Origin of the sequence: Enterobacter sp. DC4 (assembly GCF_000568095.1) — a bacterium.
Lineage (GTDB): Bacteria > Pseudomonadota > Gammaproteobacteria > Enterobacterales > Enterobacteriaceae > Enterobacter > Enterobacter pseudoroggenkampii.
Map to the genome: position 1 here is coordinate 1153492 of NZ_AZUB01000001.1, position 15963 is coordinate 1169454.

Annotated in this window: 18 protein-coding genes; 11 read left to right on the plus strand and 7 right to left on the minus strand. The window is 56.9% G+C overall.

Annotation, left to right across the window (positions count from 1 at the left end; all coding sequences use genetic code 11):
- Positions 1 to 37: 37 nt before the first annotated feature.
- Positions 38 to 400, plus strand: coding sequence for a hypothetical protein (locus P349_RS0124125; RefSeq protein WP_032647170.1), 363 nt, complete (start codon positions 38 to 40; stop codon positions 398 to 400).
- Between the two features lie 161 nt (positions 401 to 561).
- Here the strand turns inward: P349_RS0124125 and P349_RS18585 are convergent, their stop codons facing one another.
- Together P349_RS18585 and ftrA are read right to left on the minus strand one after the other, a co-directional pair.
- The gene (locus tag P349_RS18585) at positions 562 to 1098 is read right to left on the minus strand and encodes a dihydrofolate reductase family protein (RefSeq protein ID WP_032647827.1); all 537 of its coding nucleotides are present in this window, start codon (positions 1096 to 1098) and stop codon (positions 562 to 564) included.
- A 33-nt stretch (positions 1099 to 1131) separates the two neighbouring features.
- On the minus strand, positions 1132 to 2139 hold the full coding sequence (gene ftrA, locus P349_RS18580) for a transcriptional regulator FtrA (RefSeq protein WP_032647171.1): 1008 nt from the start codon (positions 2137 to 2139) through the stop codon (positions 1132 to 1134).
- Between the two features lie 73 nt (positions 2140 to 2212).
- Between ftrA and P349_RS18575 the strand changes: the two genes are divergently transcribed.
- The 8 genes from P349_RS18575 (at position 2213) to zinT (ending at position 10232) form a co-directional block, all read left to right on the plus strand.
- On the plus strand, positions 2213 to 2626 hold the full coding sequence (locus tag P349_RS18575) for a rhodanese-like domain-containing protein (RefSeq protein ID WP_024908437.1): 414 nt from the start codon (positions 2213 to 2215) through the stop codon (positions 2624 to 2626).
- A 156-nt stretch (positions 2627 to 2782) separates the two neighbouring features.
- Complete coding sequence (locus P349_RS18570; protein WP_032647173.1) at positions 2783 to 3886, plus strand: cobalamin-independent methionine synthase II family protein; 1104 nt, start codon at positions 2783 to 2785, stop codon at positions 3884 to 3886.
- 203 nt (positions 3887 to 4089) lie between these two features.
- The gene (gene urtA / locus P349_RS18565) at positions 4090 to 5361 is read left to right on the plus strand and encodes an urea ABC transporter substrate-binding protein (protein WP_032647176.1); all 1272 of its coding nucleotides are present in this window, start codon (positions 4090 to 4092) and stop codon (positions 5359 to 5361) included.
- Positions 5362 to 5385: 24 nt separating this feature from the next.
- Positions 5386 to 6960 (plus strand): urea ABC transporter permease subunit UrtB, encoded by a 1575-nt coding sequence (gene urtB, locus P349_RS18560; protein WP_032647179.1) that lies wholly within the window; start codon positions 5386 to 5388, stop codon positions 6958 to 6960.
- Complete coding sequence (urtC, locus tag P349_RS18555; protein ID WP_032647181.1) at positions 6960 to 8033, plus strand: urea ABC transporter permease subunit UrtC; 1074 nt, start codon at positions 6960 to 6962, stop codon at positions 8031 to 8033. The genes urtB and urtC overlap by 1 nt, the downstream gene beginning before the upstream one ends.
- Positions 8033 to 8830, plus strand: a complete 798-nt coding sequence (gene urtD / locus P349_RS18550; protein ID WP_032647183.1) for an urea ABC transporter ATP-binding protein UrtD — start codon at positions 8033 to 8035, stop codon at positions 8828 to 8830. The genes urtC and urtD overlap by 1 nt, the downstream gene beginning before the upstream one ends.
- Positions 8831 to 8839: 9 nt before the next feature.
- On the plus strand, positions 8840 to 9538 hold the full coding sequence (urtE, locus tag P349_RS18545) for an urea ABC transporter ATP-binding subunit UrtE (protein WP_024908443.1): 699 nt from the start codon (positions 8840 to 8842) through the stop codon (positions 9536 to 9538).
- 52 nt (positions 9539 to 9590) lie between these two features.
- A complete protein-coding gene (gene zinT, locus P349_RS18540; RefSeq protein WP_032647829.1) occupies positions 9591 to 10232 on the plus strand; it encodes a metal-binding protein ZinT in 642 nt (213 codons plus the stop codon).
- Positions 10233 to 10278: 46 nt separating this feature from the next.
- On the opposite strand, the gene ydeE is transcribed toward zinT, so the two are convergent.
- Complete coding sequence (ydeE, locus tag P349_RS18535; RefSeq protein WP_032647185.1) at positions 10279 to 11472, minus strand: efflux MFS transporter YdeE; 1194 nt, start codon at positions 11470 to 11472, stop codon at positions 10279 to 10281.
- Between the two features lie 194 nt (positions 11473 to 11666).
- Between ydeE and eamA the strand changes: the two genes are divergently transcribed.
- Positions 11667 to 12572, plus strand: coding sequence for an O-acetylserine/cysteine exporter (eamA, locus tag P349_RS18530; RefSeq protein ID WP_032647187.1), 906 nt, complete (start codon positions 11667 to 11669; stop codon positions 12570 to 12572).
- 32 nt (positions 12573 to 12604) lie between these two features.
- Here eamA and marB read toward each other — a convergent pair whose 3' ends face one another.
- The 3 genes from marB to marR are packed head-to-tail and all read right to left on the minus strand — an operon-like array spanning position 12605 to position 13694.
- Complete coding sequence (gene marB / locus P349_RS18525; protein WP_032647190.1) at positions 12605 to 12823, minus strand: multiple antibiotic resistance protein MarB; 219 nt, start codon at positions 12821 to 12823, stop codon at positions 12605 to 12607.
- 33 nt (positions 12824 to 12856) lie between these two features.
- Positions 12857 to 13237, minus strand: coding sequence for an MDR efflux pump AcrAB transcriptional activator MarA (marA, locus tag P349_RS18520; protein WP_008502237.1), 381 nt, complete (start codon positions 13235 to 13237; stop codon positions 12857 to 12859).
- A 22-nt stretch (positions 13238 to 13259) separates the two neighbouring features.
- Positions 13260 to 13694, minus strand: coding sequence for a multiple antibiotic resistance transcriptional regulator MarR (marR, locus tag P349_RS18515; protein WP_032647191.1), 435 nt, complete (start codon positions 13692 to 13694; stop codon positions 13260 to 13262).
- A 255-nt stretch (positions 13695 to 13949) separates the two neighbouring features.
- Between marR and P349_RS18510 the strand changes: the two genes are divergently transcribed.
- The gene (locus P349_RS18510; protein WP_024908448.1) at positions 13950 to 14615 is read left to right on the plus strand and encodes a MarC family NAAT transporter; all 666 of its coding nucleotides are present in this window, start codon (positions 13950 to 13952) and stop codon (positions 14613 to 14615) included.
- Positions 14616 to 14709: 94 nt separating this feature from the next.
- On the opposite strand, the gene P349_RS18505 is transcribed toward P349_RS18510, so the two are convergent.
- Complete coding sequence (locus tag P349_RS18505; protein WP_032647193.1) at positions 14710 to 15906, minus strand: sugar transporter; 1197 nt, start codon at positions 15904 to 15906, stop codon at positions 14710 to 14712.
- Between the last annotated feature and the right edge of the window lie 57 nt (positions 15907 to 15963).

Sequence of the window (15963 nt, forward strand, 5' to 3'; positions counted from 1 at the left end):
AATAGTCAACCTCTGGCTAAGGAATGGGTCTGCTTAAATGAAAAAAATAATGGCGCTTGCGCTTCTGGTGGTTGCAGTAGGAGCCGCTGCGGGGGCTCATTATGTTGGTAATGATGCACCTGAATATATTCAATCCGCAGAAACTCGTGTAGGTTCATATTTAACCAGCGATTACGGGCGCGTGGTCTGTAATAGCACCAAAGTTAACGATCAGCGTTGGGAATTAGATTGCACTAATCGGACGAGAGGGAAAACATTCCAGTTTGCGGTGTATCCGTCTGAAAAAGCACCTTATGGTGTCTCGCGATCATTTTATCTTGAAGCCATTAATGATGACGCAAAACAGAGTGCTGAACAGGGTCTGATGCGTTATTTGCAAATCAATACCCAGGCAAGTTAATAGCGCTGTTTAGGGTTCGTTAAGATGAAAGGTGTTAGGTTGTAAGGGATCCGCAGCCCGGCCATGGAGTGTCGGGACGTAGAGACCAAAATACAAATCTATCCATGCAAGCATTTACCGCCATTTTTGGCGGTTTTTTTTGCTCAGTGTTTACCGTGGTTTTATGGCTTCAGTCGATAGTGTGACTGCACCAGGCCAGAAGGGAAGCTGCGGCTTGATACCAGCGTCAAATCGATATCTCCGGGCAGGGCGCCGAACAGCGATTTTCCCGACCCAAGCAGAACAGGAACGGTCGTGATCACCATATCCGCTACCAGTCCTTCGCGCAGGAACGACTGGATCACCTGTCCACCATCGAGATAGACGCGATGGACGTTCTGCATCGCCAGATCGTCGAGCACCTCCTTTGGCGTGCGGCCGGAAAACTGTACTTTACCCCTCAATGCGTCGGGCACGGGCGTATCGGCCAGCTGTCGGGAAAGCACCAGCACGGGCCGATCATACGGCCATGTGTCAAAAGTCAGCACCTTCTCATAGCTCCCCCGGCCCATCATGATCCACTCTTTGTCCGCGATGAACGCCGCATAGCCATGATCCTCAGTCGGGTCATCGCGCTGCAGCAGCCACTCGATATCATCATTCTGTCGGGCGATGTAGCCATCAAGACTGACCGCGATAAAAACGTGTGTGGTGACCATCAGGTGCTCCGTATTAACCATAAAACTAACGCCTCAGCGGGCGGTACCAGGACGTGAAAATTGTTTGCGATACTGAGCCGGGGAGAGCGCGAACTGCTGGCGAAAATGATGACGCAATGTCGACGCCTGACCAAATCCGGTCTGTTCCGCGATGCTGTCGATGCTTAACCGGCTGCTTTCCAGATAATCTTTCGCCCGCAGCAGGCGCTCATTGATCAACCAGCGTGCGGGCGTCATTCCCGTTGCCGCCTCGAAGCGGCGAAGAAAGGTGCGCTGGCTCATTCCGACGCGACGCGCCAGCGAGTCGACGCTATGCGCTTCGATAAGATGCGTGTGCAGAAAATCAAACAGCTGGCCGAGACGTTGACTCTCCCGCAGCTGCGCCACGGGGCGGCTCAGCTGCTGCGGCTGAGATCCATCCCTGTGAGGGGGAATGACCAGCCGACGCGCCACGCTGTTGGCGGTTTCCATGCCATAATCCCGACGCACAACGTGCAGGCAGAGATCGATTCCCGCCGCGCTGCCCGCGGAGGTCAGTATATCGCCCTCGTCCTGGTAGAGCACATCCTCAACCACGTCGATGTCAGGGTAACGGGCTTTTAACGCGTCAATGTAGCGCCAGTGCGTCGTGGCTTTACGTCCGTTCAGCAGCCCCGAGGCGGCCAGCACAAACACGCCCGAGCAGATAGAGAGCACCTGACACCCGCGCGCGCTGGCCTGACGCAATGCCCCGCAGAGCGCATCCGGAACCGGTGAGTCCAGGCCCCGCCAGCCCGGAACCACAATCAGATCGGCAGACTCAAGCAGGGAGATATCACCATCGGTAATGATGCGGATCCCGCCCGTCGCCCGAAGTTCACCGCTGTCCACGCCCGCCACGGCAAAACGATACCATTCGTCGCCCAGCTCGGGGCGAGGCAGGCCGAATATTTCCACCGCCACCCCAAACTCAAAGGTACACAGACCGTCATACGCCAGCACGACCACCTTCGGGCGGGCAAGTTGTCTTAAGTTTGTCATCTTTTTGCTGTTTTCTGGCATAAGCGAGCGCATTCACGGGCTGAATTTGTGGATAGAGTAGTGTTAACACAAACGCCAAAGATGAGGAAGGATCATGAGCTATGTTACTGAATTTCCGGCTGCCGAGCCGCAGGAAGCTGTTACCCATTTTCTGCGTCGCCTGAGCGTCGAAACCGACTGTGCCGATGTGCATCATGCCATCGCCAATAATGAGCAGGACTTTGTTTTGCTGCATGTGGTGGGGAGCCCGGAGCAGTTTGCCCGTCGTCACGTACCTGGCGCATTGCATCTGCCGCGGAGCCAGATTACCGCTGAGCGCATGGCTCAATGGCCTGAAGGCACGCTGTTCGTTGTCTACTGCGCAGGGCCGCACTGTAACGGCGCGGACAGAGCCGCGCTCAAGCTGGCGCGCCTCGGGCTGCCGGTCAAAATCATGCTCGGGGGGATCACCGGCTGGGAAGATGAAAAGTTCGCCTTTGCCAGCAGCGAAACCGCCGCCGCGCTGTGAAGATGAATTTTTTTCAATGCCCGTGAAATTTTCTCGTTTGCCGACGCCGGTGAGGTATGACATTGTTTTTGGACATTTAGACATCCAGAAGTCTAAAAATTCAAATAATGAATTATCACTGCTGGCAATTACCGTCGGCAGACTGAGGAGATTTCCATGCAACGACACCACGCCCCGTACCGCGCCGATGTAGTCGGCAGTTTTTTACGCCCGGATGCCATCAAACAGGCGCGCCTGAAGTTCGCCAGCGGCGAAATCGATGCCGGACAGCTTCGCGCGGTAGAGGATGAGGCCATTCGCCACGTCGTTGAGCAGCAGTGTGCGTGCGGCCTGCACGTGGTCACCGACGGCGAGTTTCGTCGTGCCTGGTGGCACTTCGATTTCTTCGACGGACTGCAGGGCGTTGAGCGTTACGATTCGCAGCAGGGCATCCAGTTTAACGGGGTGCAAACCAAAGCCCACGGCGTGCGCGTCACCGGAAAACTGGGCTTTGGCGAGCATCCGATGCTGGAAGACTTTCGCTATCTGAAAAGCATCAGCGGGAACGCCCAGCCGAAAATGACCATTCCCAGCCCGAGCGTGCTCCATTTCCGCGGCGGTCGCAAAGACATTGATGCGACAGTGTATCCGGACCTGAACGTCTATTTCGACGATCTGGCCACCACGTGGCGTGATGCCATTCGCGCTTTCTATGACGCGGGCTGCCGTTATCTGCAGCTGGATGACACCGTCTGGGCCTATCTCTGTTCGGACGATCAGCGCCGTCAGATCCGCGAGCGCGGCGATGATGCCGATGAGCTGGCGCGCATCTATGCCCGCGTGCTGAACAAGGCGCTGGAGGGCAAGCCGGACGACCTGACCATCGGGCTGCACGTCTGTCGCGGTAACTTCCGTTCCACCTGGATCTCCGAAGGCGGCTATGAGCCGGTGGCGGAAGTGCTATTCGGGACGGTCAACGTTGACGCGTTCTTCCTTGAATATGATAACGACCGCAGCGGCGATTTCGCGCCATTGCGCTTTGTTCGACCGGGCAAGCAGCAGGTGGTGCTGGGGCTGATTACCACGAAAAACGGCGAGCTGGAGAACCCGGAGGGAATTAAAGCTCGTCTGGAAGAGGCGGCGAGATACGTGGCAAAAGAGCAGATCTGCCTCAGCCCGCAGTGTGGCTTTGCCTCTACCGAAGAGGGCAACAGCCTGAGCGAAACCCAGCAGTGGGACAAAGTCCGTCTGGTCACGCAGATCGCCAGCGAAGTCTGGTAAAACCTTCCTCCTCCGCGCTGCATTATAAAAGTGCAGCGCTGTGCCATTCTGAGACGTTCTCTTTACATCCGGCGTTCCCCTCCCAGAAATAGCGCTATCTCCATTCTGGCATCCTTTTTGCTCCTGCTTCGCTGACACTTTTATTTCCGCGTCCACGCCGTAACGGACGTTTTCGCACAGCGTTCTTTTTCAGGAGTGAAAATATGCAGCGTCGTACCTTATTAAAAGCCTTTGCGTTATCCGCGTCCGTCGTGGCGATGGGCATGAGTTTTGGCGCGCAGGCGGCCGATACCATCAAAGTGGGGATCATGCATTCTCTTTCCGGCACGATGGCCATCTCCGAGACTCCGCTGAAGGATGTCGCCCTGATGACGATTGATGAAATCAACGCCAAAGGCGGCGTGCTGGGTAAGAAACTGGAGCCGGTGGTGGTGGACCCGGCCTCAAACTGGCCGCTGTTTGCCGAGAAAGCGCGCCAGCTGTTGAGTCAGGATAAAGTGGCTGTGGTATTCGGCTGCTGGACGTCTGTTTCGCGCAAATCCGTACTGCCGGTCTTTGAGGAGCTGAACGGCCTGCTGTTCTATCCGGTGCAGTATGAAGGCGAAGAGATGTCGCCAAACGTCTTCTATACCGGCGCGGCGCCGAACCAGCAGGCGATCCCGGCGGTGGAATACCTGATGAGCGAAGACGGCGGCGCGGCGAAACGCTTCTTCCTGCTGGGAACCGATTACGTCTATCCGCGCACCACCAACAAGATCCTGCGCGCGTTCCTGCATTCGAAAGGGGTGGAGGATAAGGACATCGAAGAGGTTTACACCCCGTTTGGTCATAGCGACTACCAGACCATCGTCGCCAATATCAAAAAATTCTCAGCGGGCGGCAAAACCGCCGTGGTGTCGACCATCAACGGCGATTCCAACGTGCCATTCTACAAAGAGCTGGCTAACCAGGGACTGAAGGCGACGGACGTGCCGGTGGTGGCGTTCTCCGTGGGTGAAGAAGAGCTGCGCGGGATCGACACCAAACCGCTGGTGGGCAACCTGGCGGCATGGAACTACTTTGAATCCGTGGATAATCCGACAAACCAGACCTTTGTGGCGGATTACAAAGCCTATGCCAAAGCGCATAAGCTGCCGAACGCCGATACCGTGGTGACCAACGATCCGATGGAAGCGACTTACGTAGGGATTCATATGTGGGCGCAGGCGGTGGAAAAAGCGGGCACTACCGACGTGGATAAAGTGCGTGCGGCGATGGCTGGTCAGTCCTTTAAGGCGCCGTCAGGCTTTACGCTCACCATGGATGCCACCAACCACCATCTGCATAAGCCGGTCATGATCGGTGAAATCGAAGGCAACGGTCAGTTCAACGTGGTGTGGCAGACGGAACAGCCGGTACGCGCCCAGCCGTGGAGCCCGTTCATCGCCGGGAATGACAAAAAGCCCGACCAGCCGATGAAAACCGCCAGCAACTAAGCCATCACCGCAGGGAGAAACGTCATGAACGCCATGCGCCTGTTCATCGCTCTTGTATGGCTTTCCGGACTGCTGCCAGGGATGGCGCAGGCATCGGATGCCGATCGTTTTGTTGCCGCCAGCCGCAGCCAGCAGGCGGATTTGTTGACGCAGTGGGCCGCCGCGCCGGACGTGGTTAGGCTGCCGCTGCTGCAGGCGCTGCAAAAGGAAAACTTGTATACCGACAGCCAAAAGCACGCCTTTGCGCAGCGCAATGGTCAAATGATCTCGCTCGGTGACGCAAAGGCGGCCGAAGGGCCAACTAAAGCCGTTCGTCTGACCAACCGGCTGCGCGTACTGGCCGCCACGGCAATCGCGACGCATCAGCTGGTGAGTGACAGTGTCACCGAAAGGCGATCGGCGGCACGCCAGCTTCAGCGGGATGCCCAGCCCGGGATGCTCGCTTTTCTGGAAAAGCGGGTAAACGAAGAAACGGACGCGGTGGCGCGTCAGGCGCTGCTGCTGGCGGTGGCAAATCTCCAGCTAGCCAGCCCGCTGGCCGAGGTGCGCCGCAAGGCTGTCGAATTATTAGGGCAGTCTGACGATCCGGACGTGGAGTCCAGACTTACCCCGTTTACCCAGGCACAGACAGAGCCGGATGCCGGGGTTCGCGCTGCCGCGCAGGAGAGTCTTAGCCAGATCCAGCATCGGCTGATGTGGGGCGATCTGCTGGGCCAGGCGTTTATGGGGCTTTCTCTGGGGTCGGTGCTGCTGCTGGCGGCGCTGGGGCTTGCCATCACCTACGGCCTGCTGGGGGTCATCAATATGGCGCACGGCGAAATGCTGATGCTGGGCGCGTATGCCACGTGGATGGTGCAGCAGGCGATGGCCGGGCTGGCGCCCCAGTGGCTGGCGCTCTATCCCGTTATCGCGCTGCCGGTCGCGTTCTGCCTGACGGCGGGCATCGGGATGGTGCTGGAGCGCACCGTGATTCGTCATTTGTATGGTCGTCCACTGGAAACGCTGCTGGCGACGTGGGGCATCAGCCTGATGCTTATCCAACTGGTGCGCATGACCTTTGGCGCCCAGAACCTCGAGGTGGCTAACCCGGCATGGCTGTCCGGCGGGGTGCAGGTTTTTGCCAACCTGACGCTGCCATGGAACCGCATTGTGGTGCTGGGCTTCGTGCTGCTGGTGCTGTTCTTCACCTGGCTCATTCTGAACAAAACCCGTCTGGGGCTCAACGTGCGGGCGGTGACGCAAAACCGCAGCATGGCCGCCTGCTGTGGGGTACCGACAGGGCGCGTCGATATGCTGGCGTTCGGGCTTGGCTCCGGGATTGCGGGGTTAGGCGGCGTGGCGTTATCGCAGCTCGGTAACGTCGGGCCGGAGCTGGGCCAGGGCTATATTATTGACTCTTTCCTCGTGGTCGTTCTTGGTGGCGTAGGCCAACTGGCAGGCAGCGTGGCCGCGGCGTTTGGTCTGGGGATATTCAATAAAATTCTTGAACCGCAGATGGGGGCGGTGCTGGGCAAGATCGTGATTCTGGTGGCGATCGTGCTGTTTATTCAGAAACGCCCCCAGGGACTGTTTGCGCTGAAAGGGAGGGTGATTGACTGATGAGCCAGCCGCTGACCTTAACGCTGGCGCGCAAAGCGCCACGCACAACGCAACTTGCAGGCAGCCTGCTGATGGTGTGTCTGCTGATATTGCCGTTTTTCGCCTTACTGCCTGCGACGCATCCGCTGGCGCTGTCGACCTGGATGCTGACGCTGATTGGCAAGATCCTCTGCTACGCCATCGTTGCGGTAGCGCTGGATCTGGTGTGGGGCTATGCCGGGATGCTGTCGCTTGGGCACGGGATCTTCTTCGCGCTGGGCGGCTACGCGATGGGGATGTACCTGATGCGCCAGGCCGCGGGCGACGGTCTGCCCGCGTTTATGTCGTTCCTCTCCTGGAGCGAGCTGCCGTGGTTCTGGTGGGGAACCCAGCATTTTGCCTGGGCGCTGGTGCTGATTGTGATGGTGCCGGGCCTGCTGGCGCTGGTGTTTGGCTGGTTTGCCTTCCGCTCAAAGATCAAAGGGGTCTACTTCTCGATTATGACCCAGGCGCTGACCTATGCCGGGATGCTGCTGTTCTTTCGCAACGAAACCGGCTTTGGCGGCAATAACGGCTTTACCGGCTTCACCACGCTGCTCGGGTTTTCAGTAACGGAAACGGCTACCCGTATCGCGCTGTTTCTGGCCACAGTACTGTTGCTGATCCTGGCGTTAGGCACCGGATTTGCGCTGGCGAAGAGCAAGTTTGGCCGCATCCTGACCGCCGTTCGCGATGCCGAAAATCGGCTGACGTTTTGCGGCTACGATCCGCGCGGCTTCAAGCTGCTGGTATGGACGCTCTCTGCCGTGCTGTGCGGTCTGGCGGGGGCGCTGTACGTGCCGCAGGTGGGCATTATCAACCCCGGTGAAATGTCACCAACGAACTCGATAGAAGCGGCCATCTGGGTGGCGCTGGGCGGGCGCGGCACGCTGGTGGGACCGGTGATTGGCGCGGCGCTGGTGAACGGGGCGAAAAGTTTCTTCACCGTCGCGATGCCGGAATACTGGCAGCTGTTTCTGGGGTTGATTTTTATCGCCGTCACGCTGTTTTTACCGCGCGGCGTCTATGGTCTGTTTCGAAAGGGAGATAAATAATGCAGCCAGCCGAAGGGTTATTTACCCGCCAGTTGCCCGGCGATCGTTATCGCGAGCAGACCGACCCGGTGCTTCAGCTTGAAGCCATTAACGTCAATTTTGATGGCTTTCAGGCCCTGACCGATCTCTCGCTGAATATCGGCGTGGGCGAGCTGCGCTGCGTGATTGGCCCCAACGGAGCCGGTAAAACCACGCTGATGGACGTCATCACCGGCAAAACGCGTCCAGAGAGCGGCAGGGCGATTTACGATCAGTCCATCGATCTGACCGCGCTGGAGCCTGCGGCCATTGCCCGCCAGGGGATCGGGCGTAAATTCCAGAAACCCACCGTTTTTGAAGCGCTGACGGTGTGGGAAAACCTGGAGATCGCCATGAAAACCGATAAGTCCGTCTGGGCGAGCCTGCGGGCAACGCTCAACGGTGAACAGCGCGACCGGATCGATGAGATGCTGGTTTTGCTGCGCCTTAGCAGCGAGCGCGACCGCCGCGCCGGGCTGCTTTCCCACGGACAAAAGCAGTTTCTGGAAATCGGCATGTTGCTGGTGCAGGACCCGCATCTGCTGCTGTTGGATGAACCCGCCGCCGGGATGACCGACGCGGAAACGGAATATACCGCCGAGCTGTTCAAAACGCTGGCGGGCAAGCACTCCCTGATGGTGGTGGAGCACGATATGGGCTTTGTTGAAACCATCGCCGACCATGTGACGGTGCTGCATCAGGGGCGGGTGCTGGCGGAAGGGTCGCTTCGCGAGGTGCAGGCTAACGAGCAGGTGATTGAGGTCTATCTGGGACGTTAAGGAGAGGGAATGTTACAGGTCAACGAACTGAATCAGTATTACGGCGGCAGCCATATCCTGCGCGGCGTGAGCTTTGAGGCTAACACTGGCGAAGTCACCTGCCTGCTGGGGCGCAACGGCGTGGGGAAAACCACGCTGCTGAAGTGTCTGATGGGGCTGATCCCGGCGAAAACCGGGGAGGTCATCTGGCAGGGTAAAAAGATTACCCACAGCAGGCCGCATCAGCGGGTGCAGACTGGCGTGGCGTATGTTCCGCAGGGGCGCGAGATTTTCTCGCGCCTGACCGTGGAAGAGAACCTTCTGCTAGGGCTGTCGCGATTTTCCGCCCGCGAGGCGAAGCAGGTGCCGGAAGAGATCTGGCAGCTGTTCCCGGTGCTTAAAGAGATGAAGCATCGTCGCGGGGGCGATCTCTCCGGGGGGCAACAGCAGCAGCTGGCGATTGGGCGCGCGCTGGCGAGTCGTCCGCAGCTGCTGATTCTGGATGAGCCGACCGAAGGCATACAGCCGTCGGTGATTAAAGAGATTGGCCAGGTGATCCGCACCCTGGCTGACCGGGGGGATATGGCGATCCTGCTGGTTGAGCAATTTTACGACTTTGCCGCCGAGCTGGCAGACAGCTATCTGCTCATGTCGCGCGGCACAATTATTCAGCGCGGACGGGGTGAGAACATGGAGCAGGAGGGCGTGCGCGGCCTGGTTGCGATCTGAAATGTTATAATATAACATCCTCGTTCTTATCAAACGGAATGAGGGTGTTATGTTGACTGCACATATTGGAAAATTTGCTATGACTCTGGGGGCGCTGCTGGTCAGCGGCCAGCTGTTTGCTCACTCGCACGGCCATCAGATGACTGAAGCGGAACAGAAAGCGGCGAACGGTGTGTTTGAGGATAAAGACGTGAAGGACAGAACGCTGTCTGACTGGGACGGGACCTGGCAGTCGGTCTATCCGTTCCTGCTTGATGGTTCGCTCGATCCGGCGTTTAAACAGAAAGCGCAGAAAGACAAAAGTAAAACCTTTGACGAGGTGAAAGCCTACTACCGAACGGGTTATGCGACGGACGTGGATGCCATCGGCATCGAAAATAACGTGATGGAGTTCCATCAGGGTAAAGCGGTCAGCCGCTGTCATTATGATTACAGCGGCTACAAAATTCTGACCTACGCGTCAGGTAAGAAAGGCGTGCGCTATCTGTTTGAGTGTAAGGACGCCAGCAGCAAGGCGCCGAAGTTCGTGCAGTTCAGCGACCATACCATCGGACCGAAGGCCTCTTCGCACTTCCATATTTTCATGGGCAATACCTCCCACGAGGCGCTGCTGAAAGAGATGGATAACTGGCCGACCTATTACCCGAACGAGATGTATAAAGAGCAGGTGGTGGAGGAGATGTTGCACCACTGATGCTTTATTGCCGGGTGGCGGCTGCGCCTTACCCGGCCTGCATTTGCTACGCCGCTTTGGGCGACTCACACCACGCCTTCACGCTCATCCCGCGCAAAATCATCAGCCATGCGACAACAATGGCGACCATCATGATGACAAACAACGACCAGTGCGGCAGGTTGGTCAGTATGATACCGGTGATCATCGGGTTTGCCGCCGCGCCGAGCCAGCCCAGCGCCTGAGCGGAGAAATAGCTCGCCTTCATTCCCGGTGGCGCAATGTTGTCGATCAGCATGTATTCGCCCGGCGCATAGATAATCTCACCCAGGGTAAAGATAGCGGCAGCAATGCCCCAGTAAACCAGGTTCTCTCCGGAGAGCATAAAGCCGCCCAGCCCCACGATAAAAAACAGGGTAGCGAGGGTCATCAGCGGGCGAATATTGTTGGCTGAGATCTTACGGCCTAGCGCATATTGCAGCGTCACCACCACGGCGGCGTTTACGGGCAGTACGACAGCCACCACTTTTTCGGCGAAATCACTGTCCGCATGCGCGGCCAGAACGTATTGCGAAATACAGCTCGCGAACGACCCGCCCACGTATGAGGCCAGCAGGCCAGACAGCGTGTACCAGAACAGCGCGCGGTCTTTCAGTAATACCGACGGCTGCCAAGGCGTCTTCTCCTCGGTAGTATCCAGCGCCACGCTTTTTTGCACAAAGAAATGGATAAAGCCCAGCGGCAGGGCAGCGCAGAAGGCCGCCAGCCAGAACGGCAGTTGCAGGCTGTACATCACCAGCAGGGTGCCAATTGGCGGTCCGATCGTCCAGCCAATGTTCAGGAAGCTGTAGTTCAGCGAGAAGACGCGCGCTTTCTGGCTCGCGGTGAGCACGTCGGAGAACCAGGCCTTCAGTACCGTCGAAAAGACGGAATAGGCGCAGTTGATCAGCGCAAAGAACAGCACCACCAGCGTGACGTTATCGACCAGCGGGATCGCGACAAAGCCGGCGATAAAGGCCACGATGGCGATCAGCATGTAGCGTTTTTTATCAAACTTATCGGCAAGAATGCCAAACCCCAGGCTGAACACCACGCCGATAGTCAGCGCAATCGTCAGGGCATAACCAATATTCTCGACGCTCATGCTGTAGACGCGTGTGAGATAGATGGTCATGAACGGCAGCGTTGCCCCTCGACCAATGGTTAACAACAATGACGATGCCAGCAGCGCTGCGGTTGAGCGCCTGAGAGATGGTTTCATATTCCTGCCCGACAGTTGCTTATGCTTTTATTAGATGTGTGTTAACAGGATTACCATGACATAAGGGGCTTGTATAGCACCTGATTTATCCCTAAGTGCTTCAGCTGCCTGCCAGAAATAATGATCTTCTCGCGGCGCACTTTTTTCTGTTACCTTGAAGTGTTAACAAATTATTAATAATTCAGGGGCTGGGTATGACGCGGAAAGACGGGCTGCTGGCGTTGCTGGTGGTCGTAGTATGGGGGCTCAACTTTGTGGTCATTAAGCTGGGGCTGCACAACATGCCGCCGCTGATGCTGGCCGGTTTACGTTTTATGCTGGTCGCTTTTCCGGCCATCTTCTTTGTCGCCCGCCCGAAGATCCCGTTGAAACTGCTGCTGGGCTACGGTCTGACCATTAGCTTTGGCCAGTTCGCGTTTCTCTTTTGCGCCATCAAGTTCGGTATGCCGGCGGGTCTTGCCTCGCTGGTGTTACAGGCGCAGGCGTTCTTTACCATTATTCTCGGGGCGTTCGTGTTTGGCGAGCGTCTGCAGGGCAAACAGCTGGCGGGGATCACCCTGGCGGTGTTCGGCGTGCTGGTGCTGATCGAGGCCAGCCTGAATGGTCAGCATGTGGCGCTGCTCGGGTTTATGTTGACGCTGGCGGCGGGGCTGAGCTGGGCCTGCGGGAATATCTTCAACAAGCTGATTATGCAGCACGAGGCGCGCCCGGCGGTGATGTCGCTGGTGGTATGGAGCGCACTGAGCCCGGTGATCCCGTTTCTGCTGGCGTCGAGTATTCTGGACGGTCCGGCGGTGATGCTGAACAGTCTGGTCGACATCGATATGACCACGATCCTGTCTCTCGTCTATCTGGCCTTTGTCGCCACCATTGTGGGCTACGGGATCTGGGGATCGCTGCTGGGACGGTATGAAACCTGGCGCGTCGCACCGTTATCTCTGCTGGTACCGGTGGTAGGGCTTGCCAGTGCGGCACTCTTACTGGATGAAACGCTGAGCGCGCTGCAGCTGTTGGGCGCCGTGCTGATCATGGCCGGGCTGTACATTAACGTGTTTGGTCTGCGGGTTCGTCGGACGACGCGGGTAAGCGAAAAGGCATAAAAAAAGCCCCGCGTCTGCGGGGCAAAAACGAATCAGAGGCCGTGCTGATTATAATAAGGCACGCCTAATTCGTCGGATTTGTCGCTACCAGCACCCATGTGGTTGAAATCATAAGGCGACTGGTCATGTGCTGACGGCAAAATCATCGTATCAGGATTATTTTGCTGCGTTGCACGAGGGGTTTGCTCCGCGAAGGTCAGGCTGGAGAACAGCACCAGCAAGGCGAGGGCGGCGGAGGCGATAACTTTCATGATTTCCTCGGTTACGTCTGTTACAGGCGATGATTAACTACAGTGTTTTAACGGATACAGGTATCGGGATTCGCCCGGCACGCTGGTGATTCGGTACTTATGAGGCGGCACGTCAAAATAGTTCTTGAACGTACGCGTCAGGGTTTGCTGCGATTCAAATCCGTAACGCTCCGCCAGATAAAGGATCGGCTCATTGCTTTCTTTCAGTTTCTGGGCAATTTCCGTCAGCTTGCGGCTGCGAATATATTGACCTAATGAATGACCGGTCTCTTTTTTGAACATCCGTTGCAGGTGCCATTTGGAGTAACCCGAACGCTCTGACACTTTTTCAAGGGAGAGCGGCGATTCCAGGTTATCTTCGATCCAGTCCAAAATGCTATGAATGGTAATAGCGTCAGTATTGCGTCTGGACATCGTCATACCTCTTTTTTTCTGTTTACGGCAGGATTTTCTTCAGCAAAAGCTCAAGGGTTGCCACTTCATCTGCCGTTAAGTTTTTTGTTAGTTCCTGATGCAGTGTTTGTCCTACTAATTGATGACATTGCTCGCACATGTCCGCGCCATCGCTGGTTAGCTTCACCAGTACGCCGCGTTTGTCATTCGGGTTAGGGCTTCGTTCTATCCATCCTTTGCAGACGAGACGATCGAGCATGCGGGTTAACGCGCCCAGATCGACAGAGAGCACCTTTTTCAGCTCAACCGGCGTGATACACACTTCGCAGCGAATGGAACACAGCACTTTGAACTGTGTTGCGGTGATATCCAGCGGTGACAGGTAGTCATTGAGCAGGCGATCTTTTTTCTGATTGACCATATGAATAAGACGACCCAGCGGAACAACGTCGTTAAAGATATCACTGGTGCTTTTCACAATGGTTGCCCTGGCAAGTAATTAGTCACGGCAGATATTATTGCTCAGGCAAGTATAAGTCAACTGAATGAGTCAGCCGATGCCACGAATTGCTAAAACGTTTCATGAACTTTTTTTGAGGTCTTTCAAATCAGATAGATAACTGACAGTTATCTTTTCAGAAGGGAAATAATCGTTACGTTGCACCCATGGCTGAATGTCACACTTTCACCCTATAATTGCTGTGTTAAATATGGATAAGGACAACAACGCACTATGTTGGATTTAATTAAAGCAATCAGCCTTGGGCTGGTGGTCTTGCTGCCGTTGGCTAACCCGTTAACGACGGTGGCGCTGTTCCTCGGGCTGGCAGGGAATATGAATAGCGCCGAGCGCAACCATCAGTCGATGATGGCCTCGGTGTATGTGTTTGCCATCATGATGGTGGCTTATTACGCCGGACAGGTGGTGATGAATACCTTCGGGATTTCTATCCCGGGCCTGCGTATCGCTGGGGGGCTGATTGTGGCCTTTATTGGTTTCCGCATGCTGTTCCCGGCGCAAAAAGCGCATGAGTCGCCGGAAGCGGCCAGCAAATCGGAAGAGCTGGAAACCGAACCGAGTGCCAATATCGCCTTTGTGCCGATTGCCATGCCGAGCACGGCGGGGCCGGGGACCATCGCGATGATCATCAGCTCCGCGTCGACGGTGCGTGACAGCGCAACCTTCCCGGACTGGGTGCTGACGGTAGCGCCACCGCTGATTTTTGCGATTATCGGTCTTATCGTGTGGGTGTCGCTGCGCAGCTCTGGCGCCATTATGCGCTGGGTAGGTAAGGGCGGTATCGAGGCGATTTCCCGCCTGATGGGCTTCTTACTGGTCTGTATGGGCGTGCAGTTTATTATTAACGGCGTGCTGGAAATTATTAAGACCTATCATTGATGTGATTGCCGGGTGGCGGCTACGCCTTACCCGGCCTACGTTATTATGGGCTTGTAGGCCGGGTAAGCGCAGCGCCACCCGGCACAAACAAACCTCACCCGTGCTGCCCCTGTTCCTCCAGCGCCACCGGCCATTTACGGAAGATGAGCACCGACCAGACAAGCGCCACCAGGGCCGGAATAGCCCCCAGATAGCCAATCGCCGACATCGACACGTGCAGTATGACCTGATTTCCCGCCAGCGCGCCCGCGCCAATCCCCAGATTGAAAATCCCGGAGAATAGCGACATGGCAACGTCCGTTGCATCCGGCGCCAGGGCCAGCACTTTCACCTGCATGCCCAGACCAATAATCATGATCGCCACGCCCCAGAACAGGCTAAGGATCGCCAGATGGCTCTCACTGCCCGCGGCGGGCATCAGCAGCAGCAGGCAGGCCAGCAGCAGGCCGATGGCGCTGCTCACCAGCAAGGAGGCGTGCCGGTTACCCAGCTTGCCGAACAGCACGCTGCCAACAATGCCCGCACCGCCGAGGATCAACAGTAAGACGGTGGCAAAGTTGGCGCTAAAGCCTGCTACCATCTGCACAAACGGTTCAATGTAGCTATACGCCGTGTAATGGGCCGTCACCACAATGACGGTCAGCAGGTAGATACTCAGCAGCGCCGGGCGACGCATCAGCAGCGGCAGGCTTTTCAGCGAGCCGGAATGTTCGCTCGGCAGCGCGGGCAGCAGTTTAATCAGACATACCAGCGTAACCAGCGCACCCATACCGATGGCGAAGAAGGTCGTACGCCAGCCGAAGTATTGCCCCACGATGCGGCCAATCGGCAGACCCAGCACCATCGCCAGTGCGGTACCGGTAGCAATCAGGCTCAGCGCCTGCGCGCGTTTCCCTGCCGGCGCCAGGCGAATCGCCAGCGACGCGGTGATCGACCAGAACACCGCATGGGCAAAGGCGATGCCGATGCGGCTCATGACCAGCACCGTAAAATTCCACGCCATAAATGACAGCACGTGGCTCGCAATGAACAAGACAAACAGACCGATCAGCAGCCTGCGCCGCTCCATCTGGCTGGTCAGCAGCATAAACGGCAGGGACATCAGCGCCACTACCCAGGCGTAGATGGTCAACATAATGCCCACCTGAGCCGTTTCCATCTGGAAACTTTCAGCGATGTCAGACAACAGCCCAACCGGAACAAATTCTGTGGTATTAAAAATAAACGCGGCAATGGCCAGCGTGACCACGCGTAGCCACGCAACCCTGCGGGAAACTGTGTTCGTTGTCATAGGGATGTCGGAGATTCGTTGCTGAAAAGAAGAGGAGACGATCTTAAAACGTCAAAC

What these genes read in the sequence shown, in the direction of transcription:
- urtC (WP_032647181.1), top strand. Translation starts at nt 6,960, where the DNA reads ATGAGCCAGCCGCTGACCTTAACGCTGGCGCGCAAAGCGCCACGCACA.
- P349_RS18585 (WP_032647827.1), bottom strand. Translation starts at nt 1,098, where the DNA reads ATGGTCACCACACACGTTTTTATCGCGGTCAGTCTTGATGGCTACATC.
- P349_RS0124125 (WP_032647170.1), top strand. Translation starts at nt 38, where the DNA reads ATGAAAAAAATAATGGCGCTTGCGCTTCTGGTGGTTGCAGTAGGAGCC.
- P349_RS18570 (WP_032647173.1), top strand. Translation starts at nt 2,783, where the DNA reads ATGCAACGACACCACGCCCCGTACCGCGCCGATGTAGTCGGCAGTTTT.
- ydeE (WP_032647185.1), bottom strand. Translation starts at nt 11,472, where the DNA reads ATGAAACCATCTCTCAGGCGCTCAACCGCAGCGCTGCTGGCATCGTCA.
- P349_RS18505 (WP_032647193.1), bottom strand. Translation starts at nt 15,906, where the DNA reads ATGACAACGAACACAGTTTCCCGCAGGGTTGCGTGGCTACGCGTGGTC.
- P349_RS18575 (WP_024908437.1), top strand. Translation starts at nt 2,213, where the DNA reads ATGAGCTATGTTACTGAATTTCCGGCTGCCGAGCCGCAGGAAGCTGTT.
- urtE (WP_024908443.1), top strand. Translation starts at nt 8,840, where the DNA reads ATGTTACAGGTCAACGAACTGAATCAGTATTACGGCGGCAGCCATATC.
- marA (WP_008502237.1), bottom strand. Translation starts at nt 13,237, where the DNA reads ATGTCCAGACGCAATACTGACGCTATTACCATTCATAGCATTTTGGAC.
- urtA (WP_032647176.1), top strand. Translation starts at nt 4,090, where the DNA reads ATGCAGCGTCGTACCTTATTAAAAGCCTTTGCGTTATCCGCGTCCGTC.
- urtB (WP_032647179.1), top strand. Translation starts at nt 5,386, where the DNA reads ATGAACGCCATGCGCCTGTTCATCGCTCTTGTATGGCTTTCCGGACTG.
- P349_RS18510 (WP_024908448.1), top strand. Translation starts at nt 13,950, where the DNA reads ATGTTGGATTTAATTAAAGCAATCAGCCTTGGGCTGGTGGTCTTGCTG.
- marB (WP_032647190.1), bottom strand. Translation starts at nt 12,823, where the DNA reads ATGAAAGTTATCGCCTCCGCCGCCCTCGCCTTGCTGGTGCTGTTCTCC.
- urtD (WP_032647183.1), top strand. Translation starts at nt 8,033, where the DNA reads ATGCAGCCAGCCGAAGGGTTATTTACCCGCCAGTTGCCCGGCGATCGT.
- ftrA (WP_032647171.1), bottom strand. Translation starts at nt 2,139, where the DNA reads ATGCCAGAAAACAGCAAAAAGATGACAAACTTAAGACAACTTGCCCGC.
- eamA (WP_032647187.1), top strand. Translation starts at nt 11,667, where the DNA reads ATGACGCGGAAAGACGGGCTGCTGGCGTTGCTGGTGGTCGTAGTATGG.